The sequence below is a fragment of the Colwellia maritima genome, from assembly GCF_022669015.1.
Classification (GTDB): domain Bacteria; phylum Pseudomonadota; class Gammaproteobacteria; order Enterobacterales; family Alteromonadaceae; genus Colwellia; species Colwellia maritima.
Genome location: NZ_JAKKSL010000002.1, coordinates 1023456 through 1047963, shown reverse-complemented (window position 1 = coordinate 1047963; position 24508 = coordinate 1023456). Strand labels below are relative to the sequence as shown.

Genomic DNA, 24508 nt, shown 5'->3' with positions numbered 1-24508 from the left:
TAAGCACGTTAGTTATATTATTTTCTTATTAAAATAATCCATATCATGTGCAGGTAAATGCCTCTATTACCCGTTTTATTACATGTAACGTCACTTTTTCTGAATCTTAGGTGAGTGGGTACCGTGGTGTTAGCGAAACCACTTGTTTTTGTCTTGTCGTTTAGATGTTTAATTACTTTACTGTTAAATAAAATTAAGCACTATTCAAACAAGCTTGGGCATTGGCTATGCCATGTGTTCGCTTTAAGCCTACATGTTCACTAAATTCACTTAAGTGCTCAGCTGTTCCGACAGCGCCCGTGAAAATACATTCAAATTGTGTGGTGAGTTTTAACCAACTTTCATCACTGATGTGTAGCCTGGCTAAAATGTTAGACGCTTTTGGGTTAATCGCGCCACGTTTATCGTTTCGAATTATTTTCCCCGTTTCATCAACGAGGGTTAAATAGTCTTTCAAGCTGAAAGTAATTCCTTGTGTTTTGTGTTGATGTTCGTTGCCAGTAAAAGGGAGTAACTGCTTGGGTTGCTCACCGTTAATAGCCGCTTTAATACGTAATTGAATGCTTTGGTGAAACTTGATTGCTCGGGTGTAGGCGCGATAGCGGCACGTACTGGGTTTAAATCAACATAAGCCATACATGATAATAAGGCACCTTCATCAAGCAAGGCTTGAGATTTAAACCGTCCTTCCCAGAAATGGCCTGTGCATTTATCTTCTTGATTGGCTTGCCTTGCGATAGGCTCATTTAAGGAGCGCATAAACCACTAATATCCATTAAACGCTCTTTGTATACTTTAGCGGTTTGTTCAACCATGGTGAGTTGATAGTCAGCCAGTGGTTGTTTATTTAGATATTGTCGTGTGAGGAGCGTGCCCTTAAAAAGTTGATGCCAACGTTGAAGAATATCTTCTGTGGTCCATTGTTTTATTTGCTCACAATCCACATGCAGCACTAAATGTAAATGATTGTGCATGATAGCATGGGCACAAATATCAATAGCAAAAGATTGGGATAATTGAAACAGGCGTTTTTCAATCCAACCGCGTCTGTGTTCAAAGCTAGTGCCAGTTTCTTTATCGACCCCGCATAAAAAGGCTTTGCGTACAGTGCGGCTACAAATGTGGTAATAAGGGGTATTGAGTAAACTAATTTGTTGTGAGCGTGGTTTAGGCATCATAGTTTCCATACTTGATTGAGGTAAGGTAAGTGTAGTTTATGCTGGGAAAGTTGCAAAAGTTATTATGGGTGGCCTGATTAACTAGTTTATCTTTGGGAAAGTTGCAAAAGTTATTATGGGTGGCCTGATTAACTAAAAGTTATTAATAAGGGGTATTGAGTAAACTAATTTGTTGTGAGCGGGGTTTAGGCATCATAGTGTCCGTACTTGATTGAGGTAAGGTCAGTGTAGTTTATCTTTGGGAAAGTTGTAAAAGTTATTATGGGTGGCCTGATTAAGTTGATTATGGGTGGCCTGATTAAGTTGATTAAGTTGGCCTGATTAAGTTTTAGTTAGGAATAAATTCAATGAACGAGTATTAATTGCGCTAACGGTAACTAGTTAGATTAATTTCTTCTCAATTAAATTGAGATAACAGGTGAAAAACACTTCAATTCAAGGTATAAATACAATTGAGTTTTAGATGGCTAGATAGCTATTTATACAAATGCACATTTTTAACCTAGGTGTTTAAGATAGATGAAACAAGATACTAAAATTGTCACAGCAGGGCGCAAAGCAAAATGGACTAATGGTGTAGTAAACCCAAGTGTTACCCGCGCATCAACAGTAGTGTTTAATAACGTTAAAGAAATGAACAACGCCTTAAAGAATAAGCATAATCAAACCATGGTTTATGGTAGACGAGGTACAACAACGTCTTTTGCTTTTAGTGATGCAATGACCGAACTTGAAGGGGGGCAGGCTGTGCGCTATACCCATCAGGTACCGCAGCGATCACTAACGCGATATTGTCTTTTGTTAAAAGTGGCGATCACATTTTAATGGTTGATAGTGTATATGAACCAACCCGTGACTATTGCGATAAAATTCTAGCTAACATGGGGGTTGAAACAACATATTACGATCCTTTAATTGGTGCAGGCATTGAAGCCTTAATTCAGCCGAATACTCGTATTGTATTTTTAGAATCTCCCGGTTCAATCACCATGGAAGTACAAGATGTTCCCACTATTGCGAAGATAGCACATCAACATGACTGTATTGTGATGCTTGATAATACCTGGGGTGTGGGGATTAACTTTAAGCCGTTTGATTATGGTGTTGATATCAGTGTGCAAGCGGCTACCAAATATATTGTTGGTCATTCAGACGTAATGTTAGGCACCGCAACAGCAACTGAAAAGTATTGGCCTCAGTTACGTGATAACAGTTATTTAATGGGGCAGTGTACCTCTCCGGATGACTTATATCTTGCTCTACGTGGTATTCGTACGATTGGTGTACGTTTGAGACAGCATCAAACCAGTGCTTTAAAAGTAGCTAAATGGTTAAAAAAACGACCAGAAGTCGACACTATTTTGCATCCTGCTTTTGAATCGTGTCCTGGACATGAGTTTTTTAAACGTGATTTTACGGGTTCGAATGGCTTGTTTTCGTTTACGTTGAATTGTGGCAACAGAGCGGCGCTAACCGCTTTTCTTGATGGTTTATCACATTTTAAAATGGGGTATTCTTGGGGCGGATTTGAATCACTTATTTTGGGTATTACTAGTGTTGATTCTATACGTAGTGCAACAAAATGGACTGCAGAGTTTCCACTGATCCGTTTACATATTGGTTTAGAAGATGTTGATGATTTAATAGAAGATCTAGAACAAGGCTTTCAACGTTTTAATCAGGTGCTTACGCAGCGCTAATTTCATTGATTTTAGCTAATATATAAATGTTAAATAAAAAACTGAATAATAGAATGAGTATAATTTTATTATTCAGTTTTTATGCGTTTTACTAGCTAAAATATTAAAGTTACTTTATTAAAGCAGGTTGTTTACCTAATAAGGTAAATATTTTTTTGGCAATGTCAGTGTTGTCTTGTAAACCTTTAAACATTTCACTTTGTTTCCCAAAGGCGAACACAGGAACATCAATCGCGGTATGACCGCCTGAAGTCCAACCGCTATTAGTACGATTGTCTATAATGTTTTTTACTGTTTTAATTAATGCCAACTCGCTTGCAGATGTTTTTTTGCTTTGATACATATTCTTTGTCTTTTCGGCAGTTGCATTGTCTTTACTGTCATTGAGAAGATCTATTTCATCTTGAGATAATTCAAAATTAAATAAAGTTCTGGTTGTGATCGTATTGATTGCATTCTTTGCTAATTCTTTAGCAATATAATTAACTGAATGCTTCATCGTCCGTAAATTTTCTGCGTGCCATTCGTATTTTCCGTTGGCTGCAACAGTAAAACCACCGGTACTATGATCGGCAGTCACTACAACTAAAGTGTCAGGGTGGTGCTCAACAAAATGTTCTAAGTATTCTAATGTTTTAGCTAAGTCGTCCATTTCAGCCATAGCATCACTGATATCGTTGCCATGAGCAGCCCAGTCAATTTGACTGCCTTCAATAAGCATGAAGAAACCTTTGTCTTCATCGTTATCGGTATCTTGTAAATCGATAAGGTGATGAATACCCGCTTTAGTCATTGTTGATAATCGGTATTTATTACTGTCATCTAATGCCCACGGTAAGCCGGCGTCTGCAAAAAGTCCTAATACAGGCTTGTCGTTTGGTAAATTCATTAAACCTTGATAATTATCAAGATAGTGGAAGCCTGCTTGTTTAAATTCTTCAACTAAATTGCGATCTTCACGAATAAAGTACTTCCAACCACCACCAAAATATAAATCAGCTTTTATACCATTATCAACATAACTGTCAGCGATTTCGTTATAATTTTTACGGCTTTCATTGTGAGCTAAATAAGAAGCAGGGGTCGCGTGGTTAATTTGTGAGGTTACCACTATACCTGTTTTTTTTCCTTGCAGTTTTGCCCATTCTAATACAGTTTGAATTGACTCTTTATTAACATCAACACCAATAGCGCCATTATAACTTTTAATACCTGTTGCTAATGCTGTGGCAGAAGCTGCTGAATCTGTGACGACGCCTGAAATAGGCGCTGGTAAGTGCTAGACATACCTTTAAGGTGTCTATCGAAAACAGTTTCTTCTATTTCAACAGTTTTTGGGTCATCACGGTAATAGCGATACGCTGAAGTATAGGCCGGTCCCATGCCATCACCAACCACCATAATGACATTTTTTGGTAAAGAGGTTGTGAAATTAACTGGCTTGGCTACTGCTTGTGCAACACTTACCTCTGTTTTGACATCTTTGTTGAAGTCAGTATTCTTTGCGCAAGATACACAAAGCAATGATATGGTTAACGCTGATAAAACAAATTTCATTTTCTATTATTCCTTTTCAAAAAATTATTGTGGTAATTCAAGGTCAACCCAAACTAACCTATGATCAGACGATGCAGCTCTGTCTTTTATTAAGCGATAGGTGTCATCATCTTTTTTCGGCCAAAAAACACCGGAATTTTTAATGGTGAAATCAAGAGTTGAAGGTAGCACGTAATCAGCTCTCATACCCCAATAAGCAGTGTGATATTGGGCATTGTCATTGTTTTCGTTGTGTAATTTTCCACCAACACTTGTTGGCATTGGGTCTTGAAGCTTTTCATTTGTTATTAATGCTTTGATACTAGCGTTTATGGCATCGCCTTCGACACTTGATGCATTTTGATCGCCTAAAATGATGAAAGGTTTGTTTGATGCTAATCCACCTTTTAATCCATTGTCGTCATAAATATAATCGCTTTGTTTACCATGAATATAATCTTTCCAAAAACGGATTTCATCATGATTGCGTTTGCCATTCCTATTTTCAGGGCCATCAAATACAGGTGGTGTAGGGTGACTAGCTAAAATGTGAATTTTTCTACCATTTACATTGATAGGCACATCCCAGTGTGACTTTGATGAGAGTCTTAATTCGCGCCATACTTTGTCACTAAACCAAGGTCGTCCGGGTTGATGGGTCTATAGGCATTAACGCATTTGGCATATCATGCCATTTAAAATGTTGGAAGGTTCGAATCGCTTTTTCATCAATAGGGTATTTAGATAGTAAAACCATACCAAAATGACCTTCAAAATAACCAAAACCGTGGGTATCACTTGGTTGTTGGTTAACAATACCATCTTTATTTAGGTCACTATTAATTTTAACACCTGTGTTAACTGGACCTTGGTAAAAATAAGGATAAGTAATACTCTCTTGGCCATTTTGTTTTTTACCTAAATAGTGATCAATAAAATAACGGATATTGTCATGTTTGTTATTTACTCTGTCAAATTCATTAAGCAAAATAATATCAGGTCTAATCCGTTGAATTATTTCGGCAATATTTCTTATTTGTAAGCTGTTTTGTTTTAATGCTTGCGTTAGTTCCTTACCCGACACTTGTGGTGCTTTGTTGGGGATTCGCTCAACGTAGTTTAATGCCTCCATACTCACATTAAACGTCGCTACACGGAGCTTGGTAGATGTTAAAGCCTTTGTGGGTATTTGTGTAGCTATTGCATTTGTCATAAAGATCACACCTAAAACTACAACATTTAAGAAGGTTATTCGTAACGATTTGAAGAAATATGCCATTATTTTAATTTACAACCTCGTAAAATCATGTCGGTTAAAAAAGAGGTGACATGTTCAATATCATCCTTTTCATAATCAGCCCGATTCATGATGGTTAATATTTGATTATCAAAATCGGCATAATGCTGTGTAGATGACCAAATGAGAAAGATTAAATTGACTGGATCCACCGCGTGCATTTCTCCATTATCAATCCAAAGATTGAAATATTTTGGCTTTGTCTCTTACCCATTGGCGGAGGTAGGTTCGTGCAAAGTCTTTTAAGTGCTGAGCTCCTTGAATAATTTCCATGGCATAAATTTTAGAGGCTTTTGGATTTTTAAATGACATGGTTACTTTAGCCCTGATAAATTTTTCAATGGCAAGTTTAGGGCCATCTTCGGCTACAATATCACCGATGCCCTCATCCCACATATCCAGTGTTTTTTCTAATACCGCTTGGTAAATGTTTTCTTTGTTTTTAAAATAATACAATACATTCGCCTTTGGTAATCCCGCATTGTCGGCAATTGATTGTACCGTAGCACCTTTATATCCTTGCAGGATAAATTCATCTTGGGCGGCAATAAGTATTTTATCTACACTGAGCATTCTTATTGTTTGTGTTTTTTTGTTTATTTTCATTTTTATTTATAATTATAAGTTGATTATTATTATTCACAATCCGCGTAAAATTAAGCGGTGATTATTAATCATTTTGTGACTAGTTTACAGTGATTCTTTTTTATGACAATGGTTATGTCATGGTTATAATAATTTGTTTATTAACCATCAAATTTAGCATAACTTGAGCCGGTCTTGTCCTGATGGTCTATTTTTTATATTTATCTAGGCTCCTAATCCTATAGTTATTGATTATAAAAAGCAAAAACTTGACCTTTTGGTGTGTTTTTTATAAATACACTGTTTTTTTTTGCAAAATTGAGTTAATTTATGTGTGTATGTAATAAAAGTGTAAGAAATATGGCTTAAATTGGTTTGATTGAAATTTAACGAAAAACAGACTTTTGAATGAATACTGTCAAAAGGCTATAAAAGAAAATAATAATTTATACATAAAACACATAGGAAAAACTAAGATGAAAACCCACTCTATATCACGTATAGCGGGCGCGCTTATTGTTGCGCTTGGTTTATCAACATCGGTTATGGCTGATGATACTTCTTCTTCAATTAGAGGTAGTATCTTAACACCAAAAGGTGATGTTTCTGCCAATGCAAAAGTAGAAATTTTACATGAACCTTCCGGTACTCGTACAATGGCAACAACTAACGAATCAGGTGCTTTTTCAAGTAAAGGCCTTCGTGTTGGTGGCCCTTATACTATAAAAATTACCGGAAAAAATGGTTTTAGTATCCACCATGATATTTATTTAACATTAGGTGATACTTTTCGTTTAAGTACGCAACTTGAACCAATGGAAGATATTGAACGTATTTCTGTTACAGGTTCATCAGCTTTGTTTGATCCGTCTAAAGGCTCTAGTAGTACGTTTAGTGGTGATGCTTTAACAAAATCTTCTTCATTTAACCGTGACTTAAAAGATATAGTTAAGCAAAACCCGCTTGCTGTAGTAGGTAATGATGGCAATACACTATCCCTTGCTGGTAGTAATCCTCGATACAATAGTTTGTCTGTTGATGGCGTAAACTTAAATGATGACTTTGGTTTAGCTGGTAACGGTTATCCTACGGAGCGCTCACCTATTTCGTTTGATTCAATTGATCAAATTAGTGTGGCAATTGCACCATTTACGGCAAAAGAAGGCGGTTTCTCTGGCGGTAAAATTAGTGTAGTTACAAAATCGGGTACAAACGAGTTTCATGGTTCAATGTTTATTGAGCAAGCGAAAGACAGCTGGCCGGTACACCAGAAGATCCTGATTCTGGTGATGATATAGATTTACTTTTTGATGAAGAAACTTGGGGAGCCACTTTTGGTGGCCCTATCATAAAAGATAAACTTTTCTTTTTTGCATCATACGAAACATTTGAAGCGCCTAGCTCTGTAAATACGGGGCCTGCTGACTCAAGTGTTGCAAACAAAGTAAGTCAGGTTACACAATCAGAAGTTGACCGAGTTATTAGTGCTGCTCAATCACGATATAACTATAATGCCGGTAATTGGAATGATTCTGTTCCTCTAGAAGATGAGAAATATTCATTAAAACTTGATTGGAATATTAATGACGATCATCGTGCGTCTTTTGCCTATAATCATGCTTCTAGTAATAGTGCGGGTAATACAACGGGTCGTTCAGGTGAGCTATATCTGTCTTCACATTGGTATAATCGTGCGAATGAATATGATACATATGTTGCACAATTATTTTCATACTGGAATGATGATTTTTCAACTGAAGCAAAAATATCTTACAAAGAAAGTGTTAATGGCCAGGTTTCTTTAGGTGGTTATGATTTCGGTGAGGTTAAAATTACTGTCCCTGCAACGGATAGTAAAGGTAAAGGCTTAATCAATTTAGGTTCCGATGATAGTAGACACGCTAACCAATTAAGTAATGAAACACTTCAAATGCGCTTAAGTGGTGAATACTTATATGAAGATCATGCGATTTCGTTTGGTTGGGAATATGAAAAAGTTGATGTTTTCAATGTATTCATGCAACATTATTTAGGTTCATGGTATTTTGACAGTATCGAAGACTTTGAAAACGGCGTAGCGGGCTCTTTTGAATATCAAAATAATCCAAGTTTAAATCGTGATGATGCAGCTGCTGCGTTCAGTTTAGGTACTAATACGTTATATGTTGAAGATGCCTGGGATGTAAATGGTGAGTTAAATGTTACTTACGGACTTCGTTATGAACGTACATTTAATGATGACACACCTAACTTAAACTCAAGTTTTGTTGAGCGTTATGGTTTTGAAAATACAGAAAATCTTGATGGTCTTGATCTGTTTTTACCTCGTATTGGCTTTACTTGGGATGCAGCTGAAGATTTAGTTATTCGAGGTGGTGCAGGGCGCTTTAGTGGTGGTCGACCTAATGTTTTTATCTCTAATGCTTTTACCAACGACGGTTCAAGAATCGCGTTATATCAAAGTTGGAAAGACTCATCTAGTGAAAGAGGCTATTTAGATAATGCCGATCCAAGTGGTATTCCACAACGTGCTCAAGACCAAGTTGCTGCTTCAGTTTTAGGTGGCCCTAACTCAAATATTGATGCTATTGCCCCTGATTTTGAAATACCAACAACATGGCAGTATAGTATCGCAAGTGACTATCGAGCAGATTTAACTGATTTTGGTTTAGGTGACGATTGGTTTATCAGTGCTGAAGTACTATATAAACATATAGAAAAAGATTTGATTTGGTCTGATTTATCAAGAGTATTAGATACTTCTAAAGGGAATAACGGCTTGACTGTAGATGGTCGTCCAATTTACACCCATGCAGATGAAAATCGTGGCAATCGCGATGTATTATTAGGTAATAGTTCAGGTGGTCATTCATTAATCGAAACATTGAGCATAGCAAAAAAATGGGATAATGGTTTATCGGCTAATTTCTCTTATGCTCACTCAAAAATTCGTGACCGTATTTCAGCAACGGGTACGTCAACGAATACCGCCTATGAACATAATCCAGTTTTTGACCCAGAAAATCCGGGTGTAGGGCGTTCATCATTTGAAACTAAACATAGATTTACCCTTAACCTTTCATATAATGCAGAATTATTTGAGGGTTATAACTCTGGTTTCCACCTATTTTGGGAACGTAAATCAGGTACACCTTATACTTGGTTACTTGACTACAATGCTGATGACGGTCTATCAGGTGATTTGGATTTAACGGGTGATTTCTTAGCGTATATTCCAACAGGTGCTGATGATAGCGCTGTTGTTTATGATAATGGCTATAGTTATGAACAGTTAATGACACAATTAGACGAAATCGGTCTTTCTACCTCTGGTGGTTATATTGAGAAAAACTCGTCAGTTAGCCCATGGACAACGAGTGTTAACATGCGTTTCGAACAAGAAATACCAGGATTGTTAGAAGGTCACAAAGGTATTTTCTATGTTGATGTACAAAATGCATTGGCTATTTTCGATAAAGATTCAGCACGAATTTATCGTAATAAATTTGGTACCAGTTCATCTGCAATTGTTGGATATAGTATCAACGATGTCAGTCAATATGTGTATTCGGATGCAAGTGCAACATCAAGTGATCGTCCTGTAGATTTCTTAGATAGAGAATCTACTTGGAGTTTAAAAATTGGTGTTAAATATATCTTTTAATATATAAAATTTACTTAAAAAACCGTGCTTTATGCGCGGTTTTTTTATATTTAAAATTTAATAATTATTTAAAATAATTTTACTACTATAAATTTAAAATAATGTTACTATAGTTAAATACTTGACCGTATGGTCAGTTTTATTTTGAGTGGTTAAATACTAATGAAAGAAGCAAACAATAAACTCATTGATTCAAACAATTGGTTTGAACTTACAAAGCAAGCAAAACAGGCTTATAAAAAGGCTTATGCACCTTATAGCAAATTCCATGTTGGCTCGGCAGCTTTAACAACAACCAACAAAATAGTACAGGGCTGTAATGTAGAAAATGCCTCTTATGGTTTGACGGTTTGTGCAGAACGTAACTGTATTGCGCAAGGTGTCATTAGTCATGAAGATACTGGTGCCGTTGAATTTGTTGGCTTAGTTGTTTATACCGAACAAGAACAGTTAACGCCACCTTGTGGCGCTTGCAGGCAAGTAATTAGTGAGTTTTTTCCACAATCAGCACAAATAATGGCTGTGAATCATCTTGATCAAAAGCAAATATGGTCTGTTGAAGAATTACTTCCTGATGCATTTACGCCTTATAATTTATCAAACAAGACAGAAAAATTAGACAACGAACCGTTGTAAATATAACCGTTAAAGGAATCTTAGTTAATGTTGTTACCTCAAGAAATTATCGCTAAAAAGCGTGATAACAAAGTACTTAAAAATGATGAGATTGATTTTTTTGTTAGTGGCTTAGTCTCAAATAATTTTAATGATGCGCAAGTTGGCGCGATGGCAATGGCCATTTTTCAACAAGGATTGACCTCGCAAGAAACAGTACAATTAACCAAAGCAATGATGCATTCTGGTGAAGTTTTATCTTGGCAGCATTTAGATGGTCCTGTGATTGATAAACATTCTACGGGTGGTGTAGGGGATAAAGTGAGCTTTATGCTAGCTGCAATCATTGCAGCTTGTGGTGGATATGTTCCCATGATTTCAGGTAGAGGGCTTGGTCATACCGGTGGTACAGCAGACAAACTTGAAAGTATAGAAGGCTTTAATGTTCAACCAGAGCTAAGAAAATTTAAGAAAATTGTAGCAGATCTTGGGGTGGCTATTATTGCTCAAACACCTGATCTGGCACCTGCAGATAGGCGTTTATATGCTATTCGTGATGTGACTGCTACAGTGCCTTCTATCCCGTTAATAACAGCGTCTATTTTATCAAAAAAACTTGCTGCAGGCCTAGATGTATTAGTTATGGATATTAAAATGGGTAATGGCGCCCAAATGGAAGATTTAAGCCAAGCAAAAGCATTAGCACAAAGCATTACCGATGTTGCTAATGATGCGGGGGTAAACACTCAAGCAATTATTACGGACATGAATCAAGTACTTGGGAGTACAGCGGGTAATGCATTAGAAATGTATGAAACAGTAAAGTATTTAACAGGTAAATTACGTGAACCCCGTTTACATCAAGTGGTTGTTACGCTAGCAAAAGCGATGTTGGTTAATAGTAAGCTAGCTAACAATGATGTAGAGGCGCAAACAAAAGTAGAACAAGCGTTAGCGTCAGGCAAAGCCGCTGAAATTTTTAGTAAAATGATCAGTGCATTAGGAGGGCCAAATGATTTGTTAGAAAACCCTTGGCGATCAATGAATAAAGCTGAGCATATTATTGAAATTTTATCCCCTGATAATGGTTATATAAAAGGGATGCAAACCCGAGATATAGGTTTTTCTGTTGTTGGCTTAGGTGGGGGACGGATTAGTAATGAGCAAAAAATTGATCACAGTGTTGGGTTTGATCGTATTTTGCCTATTGGAACTCGCGTTAATCGAGGTGATGTTCTAGCTCGTGTGCATGCAAGTTCACTCGAAAATGCAGAACATGCTAGTAAGCAATATATTAGTGCTATAAGCTTCGCAGAAAACCCCGTTGCGGAACCACAACTTATTTATTCATAAACTAAGTTATTATATTACCTCGGCTCGGGTTAAGAAGCTTTTAACTTATTGAAAATTAACCGCTATAGAAAGATTTATTAAGCCGACCTGAGATTAAATATTAAGATTCATTATTTGAGTGTCTTACCACGTAGAATAAGCAATCATTCAAAGCAACTTGTTTATTTGTGGTTGCTTTGAATACACGCAAATTATGTCGACAAACTAATTGATTATCACGGGCATAAAAATAGTCATCAATAACGTCTTTTCCGTGCTTATCGAATAGTTGCAGGTTGTCAATACCATTTCCATCTAACCAACCAATTAACTCTTCTTGGTGTGTACCCCCAAAATTAAAATATTCGATATCAGTTTTTAGTGTAACACCGCTATAGCCTTCATCATGTTTAGCATAAGCAAGGTTTACATTGTCTTTCACTCTTAACCTGAGTGGTCGATAAATAACTTCTACATTTTTTTCTTGATGTATGTAACCTATATTTTCACAGTTGGCAATATGATTAATACCGGCGAAAGCAACTTCGTGGGCTTGCTCATCTAAACTGTAACCACATTCTATGGTGATAAAGGGACAAGAGAATTTTTGCTCCATTAAAGAGCCTAAATGTAAATCTGATAATATTAATGTTTGGCAAAAGAACGAAGCTAAAGACAGCGTTTCGGTTGTAACCACTGAACTAATTGAAAATGTTGGACTAGGGCTAGCTGCATTATGCAGATCAACAATCATGTCAGGATTTACTTCACGTATTGCTTGCTCTATTAATTTTGCTCTTTGACAGCAACCTTGATAGTTTGTGTCATGACTAAATAGGTTGGTGATTTGCTCTATTTTCGCCTCGCCAAAACAACGATTCAAGTCATAATGTCCTGGAATAAAACGTCTTGTAAATAAAGGGCTTTTAGATGCGGCCTCAACAGAACCAATAATAAAGCGTATATTCGTTTGTGGTAATTGGCTAGGGTCACGAGTAGTTAACCACCGATGTAAAGCAATGAGTCCCGATGGTTCATTGCCTTGTAGCAAGGTATTAATTACCCGATATTTTTTTGAATCTATTCCTGTGATGTCAATCACGGTAGGACCAGACATTGATAAAAGAAACTGTTCATAACCCGCATGCAATTCTTTTATTGTTGGATTTTGTAGATAGTTGATCTCGCTGAAGTCTATTTCCATGTTAGAACCTACAATTATTAAGCTGAATAAAGCGCCAAATACGCCAATGTATTAGCATGTCATACTTTTAAGGTAGGCCGTGTTGATTAAGGTCAATAAAAGTGGTCAGGCAGTATAAATTTATATTGAATGAAATTGATTGTTCTATTGGGAATTTAATTGTTTACCTCTACTTTTTTTAACGTAAACTAGAATGTAAATTTTTTATTTTATCTATTCTATTGCGAGAACTTTATGACAGACGAAACTATTTTTTCTAAAATTATTAGACAAGAAATTCCAACCCCTCTTTTATATCAAGACGAATTAGTCAGTGCTTTCAGAGATATTGCACCACGCGTTAGTACTCATATTTTGATTGTACCTAATAAACATATTCCAACCATTAACGATGTTACTGATGCTGATGAACTGACGATGGGTAGAATGATTTCAGTTGCGAAAAAACTGGCTAAACAAGAAGGTATTGATGAGAAGGGGTATCGTTTAATTATTAATTGTAATGAAGATGGCGGGCAAGAAGTCTTTCATATTCATATGCATTTATTAGGTGGTCAGCGATTAGGTGCAATGTTATCTGTGTAATGGATAATAATTTAGAAAATAAAAGCGATAAATGGCGCTAAACTTAAGATTAAAGACAGTGCGCTTAATACTTAGCTAACGCATAATTAAAGTATAAAATAAAATTTGCAACTGCTAGGATTTTATGTGAATTGGAAAGAATTGCTTGAAAATAGAAACCGTTTATTCTGGCTTGTTCATTCAGCAGGTCGGTTTGGTTTTGCTTTAGTGCATTATCTTGGGTCTTTACTTCATGACCTACGAGATATTTTTGTCGTAATTATTTTTCTAAATGCCTATCTTGGATGGTTATTTACCGTGCCACTGCGGTACTTATACCGCCGAGTATGGAATTTTCCGCCGATTAAAATTGCCCTTGTTGTTATTTTTTTCTTATTTCACGGGCGTTCTTTGGCAGATAGTGAAGAATATTAATTATTGGGAAATATATAAACACGGTTATCATCCTGACTTTATTTTAATGTATACGCAATCAAGTGTTTGGTCGTTTTATATCATTTTAAGTCGGAGTGTTTTATATTTTGGTACTAAGTATTATCAAATGTTGCAAATTGAAAAGCAAAATGTGTTAAAAGCGAATGCTGTTGCACACCAAGCGCAATTAAAAATGCTTCGTTATCAGCTTAATCCTCATTTTTTATTCAATACGTTAAATGCAATCTCTACGTTAATTTTACTAAAGGATACTCATACGGCTAATGGAATGGTCACAAAATTGAGTGATTTTTTACGTTATTCACTGGATAAAGATCCGATGAAAAAAGTGACATTAAATAGTGAGATTCAAGCTTTAGAATTATACTTAGCTATTGAAAAAGTCCGTTTTGAAGAGCGTTTACAAGTGAACTTTTGTATTAGTAAAAATTGTGAAAATGCATTAGTACCGAGCATGATACTTCAGCCTATAGCTGAAAATGCAATTAAACATGCCATAGCAAAACAAGAAGAAGGTGGTAATATAACGGTTACTGTTAGTCATTTTGCTAATGATTTGATGATAGAAGTTGCCGATAATGGACCGGGAGCGGAAATTATTGATGGAAATTTATATCGAGAAAATGGTGTCGGTTTGGTGAATACCCGAGAACGTTTGAATGCTTTGTACCCAAACAAATTTTCACTTGTGGTAGCAAATAATATACCAACCGGTGTTAAAGTCAGTATTCGTATGCCCTACGAATTATCAAAATGAATTTAATTGATATAATTTAGCGCAAACTTGTAGGAAATTAGCTATGTCTTTTCGCACTATTATTGTTGATGATGAACCCCTTGCTCGAAAGGGCTTGGCTATTCGTCTTCAACACTTTGATGATGTTGAAATAATTAAACAATGTTGTAATGGTAGGGAAGCGCTAGAAGCAATACAAACGGATAACGTCGATTTAATGTTTCTTGATATTGAAATGCCTGGACTGAATGGTTTTCAAGTCGTTGATGAGATACTAAATCTGGGACTAACAATGCCCATGGTAGTTTTTGCAACAGCTTTTGATCAATATGCAATAAAAGCGTTTGAGGTTCACGCATTGGATTATATTCTAAAGCCTACGGATGAAGCACGACTTTCTCAAACTATTGATAAGGTTAGGCAACATTTTAAATCAAGTACGGATGCTGAACATAAGTCTAAACTTATTAGATTAGTAAGTAATGTTACCGGCAATGATTATCATCAAATTTTAACCGAACTCACTAATGATCAACCGGTCAGTTTATCTCAGTATTCTGATATTTTGGCCATCAAAGATGCAGGTGAAGTGAGTCGAATACCAGTTAAAGATATTATTTGGATTGATGCTGCAGGTGATTATATGTGTGTGCATACAAGTGATTTATTAAGTAATAATCAACAAAGTACACATATTTTACGCAAGACAATGAAACAGCTAGAAACATCGCTTGATCCTAAGTATTTTATTAGAAACCACCGTTCCACTATTGTTAATAAAGTTTATATTGATAAATTCTGTAGCCAAGCTAATGGAGAATATTTGTTAGTGTTGAAAAATGGTAAAGAGTTAAAAGTTAGTCGAAGTTATAAAGAAAAAGTAAAGCACGCCATTAATAGTTAATTTAGCTGCGAATAATATCCCTGTATTTAAGAAAAACGTCTATACTTTATATTGTAATATAAGCTTTGTAGTAAAAGCTTTGTTTAATAATATTAATAACAAATGGAATGAATATACATTATGAATGTTAGCTATATAGCTCATGTGACAGGAAAAGTGCAAGGTGTTTATTTTCGCGTATCCAGTCAGCAAAAAGCAATTGAATTGGGGCTCAGTGGTTATGCTAGAAATTTAGCAGATGGTGATGTTGAAGTTTTTCTTTCGGGGGAAGAGGAGAATGTAAAAATAATGTTAGCTTGGTTAAAAGACGGTCCTAAGCGAGCTGAGGTGACTAAAATGCAACAAAAGCAAGTAGAATGGCAAGAACATCGATTTTTTTCCATCAGCTAACACTAAGGTAACGAATCGTGATAACGCTTTGAACGTGAGTGTTGAGAAAACTATTCACCAACATATTTAAAGCGTTGAACATTTTTACCATCTCTTAAAATAATCTCATTAAACATAGATAACGGGCGTACCCAAATATCATCTTTATTTTCAAAAGGATGATAGACAACAAAATATTCTTCTGTTTCACTGTGTCTAGCAATGTGTAGTACTTGATAATAACTACCTTTAAAGTGTTGGTATTTACCTAACTTCGTCATTAAAACCTCAATAAAATAGCAAGAAAATATCTGATGTGTTCTCTTAGTTTAATAATTACATAGACATAAGGGATTTTCTTTTTGTCTTATATCTATTTATTAGCTGAGAGAATATTAAAATTTAAGCATATGATGCGAAATATTAATTATGAGTTCACTCCATAGTATAAGTGAACATTACATACGATTATTATTTCTATCAACGGTTAATGCTCTAACTGATTCGTCGTTTTTTAACTTTTCCATTTCAACCTGTTCAGGTGTTTTACATACTCTTTTTTTAATGTGGCTGCCAGTTGGTGTGAATGTTTGACATATTAACTCTGACTCACTTGAGTTTTTGGCTGTTGTCTTTTTGGCTTCTTCTGAAGTTGAAGTACATGCAGATAGTACTGCAACCAAATAAATAAAAAATCCTAATCTATAATGTTTCATGAATATCCTTAATCTAATACATTTTATAAGGGGTAAATATTACTTAAATTATATTGATAATAAAAGTAAATAATACCCCCAAATTAAAAAGCATAGATAAGTGATAAGCTTCAATACAAAGTTTACATTTTAAACTCTTAGGGCTTTTTCACCACGAACCATGCCTACGCAGCCTGAACGAGCTGATTCTATTATCTCAGTTTCATTACTTAGGGCTTCAATAAAGGCATTTAATTTATCACTATTACCCGTTAATTCAATTGTGTAAACTTGTTTACCAATGTCGATAATAGCACCTCTGAAAATATCTGTAATTCGTTTAACTTCAGTACGTGATGTATTATTCATTGCAGTAACTTTTACTAGCAAAAGCTCGCGTTCTACGTGTTTTCGATCGGTTAATTCAGATATTTTGATGACATCCACTAATTTATTTACCTGTTTTACAATTTGTTCTAACACTTTATCGTCACCAGAGGTAGCAATGGTGATGCGCGATAAACTGTTATCATCGGTTGGCGCAACGGTTAAGCTTTCTATGTTGTAAGCACGCTGTGAAAATAGACCAACGATACGCGAAAGTGCGCCAGGTTCATTTTCCAGTAAAATTGCTAAAATATGACGCATTATGCTTTAACTCCTTTATTGTGTATTGCAGTACATAGTTCATCAATAATGTTGAACAAGGTTGTATTTGTCGCGTTTGAATTCTGTGTATTAAAATGCATTAAGCTTTTACCCCCTTAGCAATCCACATATCATCAATACCGCCTTGACGAATATGCATAGGGTAAACATGTTCTTTTTCATCAACAAGCACATCAACAAAAACAAGTTTATCTTTAATACTGAAAGCTTCTTCTAATTTTGAATCCAGTTCATCTAAGGTGTCAATTTGAATCCCTACATGTCCGTAAGCTTCGGCAACTTTGATAAAGTCGGGTAATGACTCCATGTAAGAAGACGCATGTCTGCCGTCATACACCATATCTTGCCATTGTCGAACCATGCCAAGAGAACGGTTATTCAGCGTTATGATCACAACAGGTAAGTTATATTGTTTACACGTTGAAAGTTCTTGAATATTCATTTGAATTGAGCCATCCCCAGTAATACAAATGACATGTTTATCTGGAAAAGCAAGTTTTACACCCATCGCTGCAGGTAAACCAAAGCCCATGGTGCCTGCCCCACCAGAGTTAATCCACTGACGAGGTTTCGCAAAAGGATAATATTGTGCAGCAAACATTTGATGTTGACCTACATCAGAGGCAACATAAGCTTCACCCTTGGTAATTTTATACATTGCTTCAACTACACGTTGAGGTTTGATTTTTTCACCATCAACTTGTTTATAACTAAAACTTCTCATGTCTCGCCAAAGGTGAATTTGCTGCCACCAGGCACTTAGTGCTTCTTCGTTTGGTTTGTAATTAGTGGCTTTAAGTTCATCAAGCAATTGTTGAATAACAATATCTACTAAACCAACGACAGGGATATGAGCACTAATCGTTTTAGAAATTGAGGTAGGATCAATATCTACATGAATAATGGTTGCATTAGGGCAAAATTTTTCAACATTATTAGTAACTCTATCGTCAAACCGAGCACCAAGCGCAAGAATAACATCAGCATTTGCCATCGTTTTATTGGCTTCTATACTGCCATGCATACCTAACATACCAATAAAGTTTTCATGGGTACCAGAAATACCACCTAGGCCCATTAGTGTATTGGTAATAGGGGCTTTTAATGTTTCTACTAAGGTTGTTAATAGCTCAGAGGCATCAGCCAGTACGATGCCACCACCTGAGTAAACAACTAATTTTTTAGCTGCTGCTATTGTTTTGACAGCTTTACGTATTTGTTTTGGATGCCCTTTAACGTTTGGATTATATGAACGCATTTTTACGTTAGTTTCTATTTTAAAGGGCGCTTTATTTTGTGGAATAAGTAAGTCTTTAGGTAATTCAACAACAACAGGACCCGGTCTGCCTGTCTTGGCAATGTAAAAAGCTTTAGCAATTATATTTGGAATTTCTGCTAAATCACGACAGTTAAAACTATGTTTAATAATAGGGCGTGTACAACCAACAATATCAGTTTCTTGAAAGGCATCATTACCAATTAAGGTTGTCGGTACTTGTCCTGCTAAAACAACCATTGGAATTGAGTCCATATACGCAGTAGCTATACCAGTAACACAGTTTGTTGCACCAGGACCTGAGGTAGCTAAAACAACGCCAACTTCACCTGTAGCTCTTGTGTATCCATCTGCCATATGCGTTGCTGCTTGCTCATGGCGAACTAGAATATGTTCTATTTCATCTTCTTTGGAAAATTGCATCGTATAGATCTAAAACTGACCCGCCAGGGTAGCCAAAAATATACTTAACCTTAAGTGCTGATAATGCTTTAACTACCATTTCTGCACCAGTAAAAAGCTCTGTTGTCATATCGATACCTATTAATGTTGATGATTAATATACAAAAAACCCCCGGTCTAAATTAGAGCGAGGGTTTGGTTATTTTATTGCTTACCTGTTTATCTAAAAGCTAATTTTTCAAACAACCTAATCCTCGCAGTGATTTGAGAACCACTACGACCATGAGGACGACGTTATTGTTTAAAATGTTTGAATGCATAGTCTTTAAAATACAATTTATATTGTTAAGATCTTATCGTTAATAATAAGAAGATAAAACTTGGTTCTATTTTTAAAGGGTTTAACAATAACTGTCAACCTTTAAATACAAAATGAAGATGATTTTATACAATTAATTGAGATAATTTATGTGATTTAAGAAAAGTATCAAAAAATCCAGTTATTTATTGGTTTTTACTATTTTAGCTTTATATTATGACCTATAGTAACAACACACCGTAATAGTGAATAAAAATATCATTTTATTATTTGAAAACACTGTTTGAAAACATCGAAGAAATAATGAAGTTAAAGGATAGAATTATGTATCATCTAAAAAAAGTACTAGTGATGACACTTGTTATCTTTGTTGCCAGTTGTGCAGCAAACTATAAAACAAAGGTTTATTTCGATAAAAACACAGAAATTAATACCGAAAACTATAAGACATTTGCATGGTTAACAGATACTAAAATAATGGCAGCCACGGAAGATTTTAATCCGGTAATGAAATTACGTGTAGACAAAGAGATAGAGCAAGCTTTTAACTCTCAAGGATATAAATTAATAGAAAATGCTGAAGAAGCAGATTTTACTATTTCTTATACGGTAGGAAGTCGAGATAAGGTAACTATTAGCCATTATCCTTTTTCTTATCGTGGTCGTTTTGGTTGGGGACGTGGTTACTATAATGGAATGTTTGGTGCCATGATGTCTAATGATACAGAGCTACGTCAATATACTGAAGGAAAACTGGCTATTGATGTGTTTGATGTTAAGTCACATCAACCTGCTTGGCATGGTCAAGCTACTAAACGTTTGAATTCTCGTGATCAAGAAACTCCTTCAGCAGTTATTAAAGATATTGTTAAAGAAGTTGTATCACAATTTCATTAATTAAATGGGAACAAGCTGATGTTTCATCATAAAAAAGGCAGTTTTAGTGCATGGATGCTTAGGCTGAGGAAGATAATCCGTTGGCCTTTGATGACTGCTAGGGAACCGGAAACTTGTGCTCAACACTCATTTGAAGTTGCGTTAATCAGTCATCAAATTGCTTTGATTGGCAAAATAAAATTCAAGCGAAGCTATGATCCTTCATTGATCACTCTAGCAGCACTTTACCATGAAGCCTCTGAATCAGGTGGGGTAGGGGATATTCCTAGTCCATTAAAATATTATAATCCTGAGCTTACTGAACAAATAAAAAAATTGAAAGTGAGGTAGAGCATTCTATGGTCTACCAGGGCTTGCCCGATTATTTACATGAAGCCATGGCTCCTTTAGTCATACAAGCTAAAGTGGATAAAGAAACTAAAGCTATTGTTAAAGCTGCAGATGACTTAGCTGCTTATCATTACAGCTTGTCAGAAATTAATGTTGGCAACAGAGAGTTTATTGATGCCACGGCATTATTAGCAAAAAGGGTAAGTAAGCATTGTGAACAATGGCCAGAAGTAAATGAGTATTTTACATCTCAATTTCCTGCCTGTATGCAAACATTAGACGAGCTTTCACGCCCAGATTAAAAGCGTATACCAAATCAACCATTAGTTTTAACAGATCATTACGTTCTACTAATAACTGGGTATAGTTTTTAGTAGAGCGTAATTTCATTTCGTGTGTATTTTATTCTTGTTGATAAGTGAGAAAGAAATTCTTAAGTTTTTCTAGTGCGGGTATTAACTCATCTACGTGAGGCAAAAATACGAGTCTAAAGTAATTTTTTGCTTCCATGTTAAAAGCACTACCATGAGCAAGTAAGATTTTTTCTTGTTTAAGTAAATCGAGCACCATTTTTTCATCATTTGTGATATTGAATTTTTCGGCATCAACTTTTACAAATAGATATAATGCACCCATCGGCAGGGTGGCATGATAATCCATCGATATCGTTAATCATTTTAGCCGCAACATTACGTTGCTTTAGTAAACGTCCGTTACCTGTAATTAATTCATTAATACTTTGATAACCACCTAAAGCGGTTTGAATAGCGTGTTGGCAAGGTACGTTTGCACACAATCGCATTGATGCTAATATATTTAAGCCTTCTAAATAATCTTCAGCATGAATTTTAGGACCGGAGATCACCATCCAACCCGCTCTAAACCCAAAGAATTCGATAATTTTTAGATAAGCCACCCATTGTTATTATTAGCACATCTTGTGCAAGCGATGCCGTTGGAATATGTTTCGCTTGATCGTATAAGATCTTGTCATAAATTTCATCACTAAAGATGATTAAGCTATGCTTACGCGCTAATGCAATAATGCCTTGAAGGATTTCTTCAGGGTATACAGCCCCTGTAGGGTTATTAGGATTTATTAAGACAATGGCTTTTGTTTTATCGGTAATTTTACTCGCCATATCTTCAAGGTCGGGATACCAATAATTTTCATCATCACAAATGTAATGTTTCGCTGTACCACCAGATAAAGCCACGGCTGCAGTCCATAATGGATAATCAGGCGCAGGAATCAATACTTCATCACCATTATTTAACAAACCTTGCATTGCCATGACAATAAGTTCACTAACACCATTGCCAATATATATATCTTCAACACCAACATCTTTAATACCTTGTTGTTGGAAATATTGCATTACGGCAACCCGGGCAGAATAAATACCCTTAGATTCAGTATAACCTTGAGAGCGGGGCAAATTATAAATAACGTCTTTTAATATGTCGTCAGGTGCCTCAAATCCAAATGGGGCAGGGTTACCTATATTTAGTTTAAGGATTTTATGTCCTTCATCTTCTAAACGACGTGCTTCAGCTGCAATTTGTCCTCTAATTTCATAACAAACATTGTCTAATTTAGATGACTTTTTGATAGCTTTCATGGTGAGTGTACTTCTTATATATGCGATTAAGGGATGAGGTATCATTGTTGCTAATAATCATGCATATTGAAATAGCTAAAGATCAGTTTTTAATGATAATTTATCATTTTTTTTTATAAAACAGCATAAAAGCGGTTTTTTTATATTTTATTAAGCAAAAAAGGAGCCGAAGCTCCTCTTTTATGCTGATATATTTACTTTGCGCAATAAGTTAGTCGCGAAAGAAAATAGGAAATTTAGCTAAAAAGCGACATAACATCATCAATTGCCAGAAGTGATTTTTCGCCAGTGATCCTGTTTTTCACTTCAACTTGATTTTCATCTAAATTACGTTCTCCAATAACCAATAATAATGGTGTCCCCATTAATTCATGATCAGCAAACATAACACCAGGTCGTTCTTTTCTGTCGTCAAATAATACCTCAATACCGTTATTTAACTTCTCATATAAACCTTCAGCTGTTTCTTTAACACGTGCAGATTTAGCCATATTCATTGGCACAATGGCAACTTGAAAAGGTGCAATAGCAGCAGGCCATTTAATCCCATATTGATCATGGTTTTGTTCTATCGCTGCAGCAACAATACGCGATACGCCAATACCATAACAACCCATCGTTAAGGTTTGGTTTTTACCTGCTTCATTTAATACAGAACACTTCATTGCTTCAGCATATTTAGTGCCTAGTCGGAAGATATGACCAACTTCTATACCACGTTTTATTACTATATTACCTTGACCACAAGGGCTAGGATCGCCTTCAACTACATTACGTAAGTCAGCGATTTCAATTGCAGAACAATCTCTATCCCAGTTTACACCGGTATAATGTACGTCATTTTTATTGGCACCACAGACAAAATCACTCAACTGTGCAGCGGATCTATCAACAATAACTGTCATTGATACACCAACAGGTCCAATAGAACCGGCATTACAATTAACCGCGGCAAATATTTGCTCATCAGTAGCAAAAGTCAATGGGGCGGCAATTTGAGATAAATGTTCAACTTTAACTTCGTTAAGTTGATGATCACCACGTAATACTAAAGCTACAACCGGTGTTTCACCTTGTTCATTTTCAATACCGCATACAAGTAATGTTTTAACTGTTTGTTTAACATCCACATTTAAGAACTCAGCAACATCATCAATTGTTTTTACATTGGGTGTTGAAATTTCAGTTAGCGCTTGGCTTGGCTCAGCACGTGCAACCGTTGGTGCTAGTGCTTCAGCTTTTTCAACGTTTGCAGCAAAATCACTTACATCACTAAAAGCAATATCATCTTCGCCTGAATCTGCTAGTACGTGAAACTCATGGCTAGCATCACCACCAATAGAGCCAGTGTCAGCAAGCACAGGGCGGTAATTTAAACCTAAGCGATCAAAAATACGACAGTAAGCATCGAACATAACTTGATAGGTTTTTTCTAGACACGAGGGTTCTATATGGAAAGAATAAGCATCTTTCATTAAAAACTCACGACCTCGCATAACACCAAAACGAGGGCGAATTTCATCACGGAATTTTGTTTGAATTTGAAATAATGATAAGGGCAATTGTTTATAGCTACTAAGTTCGTTGGCTATAAGTTTTGTTATTACTTCCTCATGAGTTGGACCTAAAACGAACGGGCGTTTATGTCGATCATTAAGGCGTAATAATTCTGGACCATAATCATCCCAACGTCCAGACTCTTGCCATAAATCAGCAGGTTGAACCATTGGCATTAAAATTTCGTTAACACCGGCGCGTTGCATTTCTTCACGAACAATGTTTTCAACTTTTTTTAATACACGTAAACCAGTAGGCAACCATGTGTATAAACCAGAAGCAAGGTTTCTTACAAGCCCTGCACGTAGCATTAATTGGTGACTTATCACCTCTGCGTTTGCAGGTGTTTCTTTTAAAGTAGACAGTAAATATTGACTGGTACGCATGACTAAATATTTCCGAAAAACTCATGCAAACTAAAGTATATATTGAAGCTACATGAAGACAAATAAAATTTTCGCTATTCTATCAGGGTGATCAGCGTTGAAACAGTATTAAATTATAATTTATTTTTAAATGGTAGGTTACTTTCATTCAAGCTTATTATATCCCTATTTTTTTTTTACTTTTATTCGCTACCTGTGTTGATTGTTTAAGGCAA

At 35.8% G+C, this 24508-nt stretch carries 15 protein-coding genes and 8 pseudogenes; 11 read left to right on the top strand and 12 right to left on the bottom strand.

Annotated elements, in window-relative coordinates; all coding sequences use genetic code 11:
- Positions 1–193: 193 nt before the first annotated feature.
- Positions 194–1175 (bottom strand): annotated as a pseudogene (locus L3081_RS15245) (transposase).
- Between the two features lie 522 nt (positions 1176–1697).
- Here L3081_RS15245 and L3081_RS15240 point away from each other — a divergent pair.
- Positions 1698–2878: pseudogene (locus L3081_RS15240) on the top strand (cystathionine beta-lyase).
- 109 nt (positions 2879–2987) lie between these two features.
- On the opposite strand, the pseudogene L3081_RS15235 reads toward L3081_RS15240, so the two are convergent.
- From L3081_RS15235 to L3081_RS27080, 4 genes and pseudogenes are all read right to left on the bottom strand, one after another.
- Positions 2988–4435: pseudogene (locus tag L3081_RS15235) on the bottom strand (alkaline phosphatase).
- Positions 4436–4459: 24 nt separating this feature from the next.
- Positions 4460–5627, bottom strand: a pseudogene (locus L3081_RS29160) (endonuclease/exonuclease/phosphatase family protein).
- A 65-nt stretch (positions 5628–5692) separates the two neighbouring features.
- A complete protein-coding gene (locus L3081_RS27085; RefSeq protein ID WP_338027343.1) occupies positions 5693–5863 on the bottom strand; it encodes a TetR family transcriptional regulator C-terminal domain-containing protein in 171 nt (56 codons plus the stop codon).
- Positions 5864–5882: 19 nt separating this feature from the next.
- On the bottom strand, positions 5883–6317 hold the full coding sequence (locus tag L3081_RS27080) for a TetR family transcriptional regulator C-terminal domain-containing protein (protein WP_274620555.1): 435 nt from the start codon (positions 6315–6317) through the stop codon (positions 5883–5885).
- A 455-nt stretch (positions 6318–6772) separates the two neighbouring features.
- Between L3081_RS27080 and L3081_RS15215 the strand changes: the two genes are divergently transcribed.
- From L3081_RS15215 to deoA, 4 genes are all read left to right on the top strand, one after another.
- Complete coding sequence (locus L3081_RS15215; protein ID WP_242286925.1) at positions 6773–7594, top strand: TonB-dependent receptor; 822 nt, start codon at positions 6773–6775, stop codon at positions 7592–7594.
- Complete coding sequence (locus tag L3081_RS15210; RefSeq protein WP_274620586.1) at positions 7552–9960, top strand: outer membrane beta-barrel protein; 2409 nt, start codon at positions 7552–7554, stop codon at positions 9958–9960. Before L3081_RS15215 ends, L3081_RS15210 begins: the two co-directional genes overlap by 43 nt.
- Before the next feature lie 162 nt (positions 9961–10122).
- Positions 10123–10596 carry a cytidine deaminase gene (locus tag L3081_RS15205; RefSeq protein ID WP_242286924.1) on the top strand — a complete coding sequence of 158 codons (474 nt, stop codon included), beginning with the start codon at positions 10123–10125 and terminating at the stop codon, positions 10594–10596.
- Positions 10597–10623: 27 nt separating this feature from the next.
- Entirely contained in the window at positions 10624–11928 is a 1305-nt protein-coding gene (gene deoA, locus L3081_RS15200) for a thymidine phosphorylase (RefSeq protein ID WP_242286923.1), read from the top strand.
- 100 nt (positions 11929–12028) lie between these two features.
- On the opposite strand, the gene L3081_RS15195 is transcribed toward deoA, so the two are convergent.
- Entirely contained in the window at positions 12029–13111 is a 1083-nt protein-coding gene (locus tag L3081_RS15195) for a M14 family metallopeptidase (protein WP_242286922.1), read from the bottom strand.
- A gap of 234 nt (positions 13112–13345) precedes the next feature.
- On the opposite strand from L3081_RS15195, the gene L3081_RS15190 reads away from it, so the two are divergent.
- The 4 genes and pseudogenes from L3081_RS15190 (at position 13346) to L3081_RS15175 (ending at position 16161) form a co-directional block, all read left to right on the top strand.
- On the top strand, positions 13346–13696 hold the full coding sequence (locus L3081_RS15190) for an HIT domain-containing protein (protein WP_242286921.1): 351 nt from the start codon (positions 13346–13348) through the stop codon (positions 13694–13696).
- 126 nt (positions 13697–13822) lie between these two features.
- Positions 13823–14888 (top strand): annotated as a pseudogene (locus L3081_RS15185) (sensor histidine kinase).
- Positions 14889–14931: 43 nt separating this feature from the next.
- The gene (locus tag L3081_RS15180; protein WP_242286920.1) at positions 14932–15771 is read left to right on the top strand and encodes a LytR/AlgR family response regulator transcription factor; all 840 of its coding nucleotides are present in this window, start codon (positions 14932–14934) and stop codon (positions 15769–15771) included.
- Positions 15772–15891: 120 nt separating this feature from the next.
- The gene (locus tag L3081_RS15175) at positions 15892–16161 is read left to right on the top strand and encodes an acylphosphatase (RefSeq protein ID WP_242286919.1); all 270 of its coding nucleotides are present in this window, start codon (positions 15892–15894) and stop codon (positions 16159–16161) included.
- A 50-nt stretch (positions 16162–16211) separates the two neighbouring features.
- Here the strand turns inward: L3081_RS15175 and L3081_RS15170 are convergent, their stop codons facing one another.
- The 4 genes and pseudogenes from L3081_RS15170 to L3081_RS15155 form a co-directional block, all read right to left on the bottom strand.
- Complete coding sequence (locus L3081_RS15170) at positions 16212–16421, bottom strand: DUF1653 domain-containing protein (RefSeq protein ID WP_242286918.1); 210 nt, start codon at positions 16419–16421, stop codon at positions 16212–16214.
- Between the two features lie 177 nt (positions 16422–16598).
- Positions 16599–16856 carry a hypothetical protein gene (locus L3081_RS15165; RefSeq protein WP_242286917.1) on the bottom strand — a complete coding sequence of 86 codons (258 nt, stop codon included), beginning with the start codon at positions 16854–16856 and terminating at the stop codon, positions 16599–16601.
- A 129-nt stretch (positions 16857–16985) separates the two neighbouring features.
- A complete protein-coding gene (gene ilvN / locus L3081_RS15160) occupies positions 16986–17483 on the bottom strand; it encodes an acetolactate synthase small subunit (protein WP_242286916.1) in 498 nt (165 codons plus the stop codon).
- Positions 17484–17583: 100 nt separating this feature from the next.
- Positions 17584–19312 (bottom strand): annotated as a pseudogene (locus L3081_RS15155) (acetolactate synthase 3 large subunit).
- Positions 19313–19825: 513 nt separating this feature from the next.
- Here L3081_RS15155 and L3081_RS15150 point away from each other — a divergent pair.
- Positions 19826–20398: a DUF4136 domain-containing protein gene (locus tag L3081_RS15150; protein ID WP_242286915.1), complete on the top strand. Its 573-nt coding sequence runs from the start codon at positions 19826–19828 to the stop codon at positions 20396–20398.
- An 18-nt stretch (positions 20399–20416) separates the two neighbouring features.
- Positions 20417–21030, top strand: a pseudogene (gene yfbR, locus L3081_RS29155) (5'-deoxynucleotidase).
- A gap of 100 nt (positions 21031–21130) precedes the next feature.
- On the opposite strand, the pseudogene L3081_RS15135 reads toward yfbR, so the two are convergent.
- Together L3081_RS15135 and L3081_RS15130 are read right to left on the bottom strand one after the other, a co-directional pair.
- Positions 21131–22350, bottom strand: a pseudogene (locus tag L3081_RS15135) (pyridoxal phosphate-dependent aminotransferase).
- A 236-nt stretch (positions 22351–22586) separates the two neighbouring features.
- A complete protein-coding gene (locus L3081_RS15130; protein ID WP_242286912.1) occupies positions 22587–24293 on the bottom strand; it encodes a proline--tRNA ligase in 1707 nt (568 codons plus the stop codon).
- Positions 24294–24508: the final 215 nt, after the last annotated feature.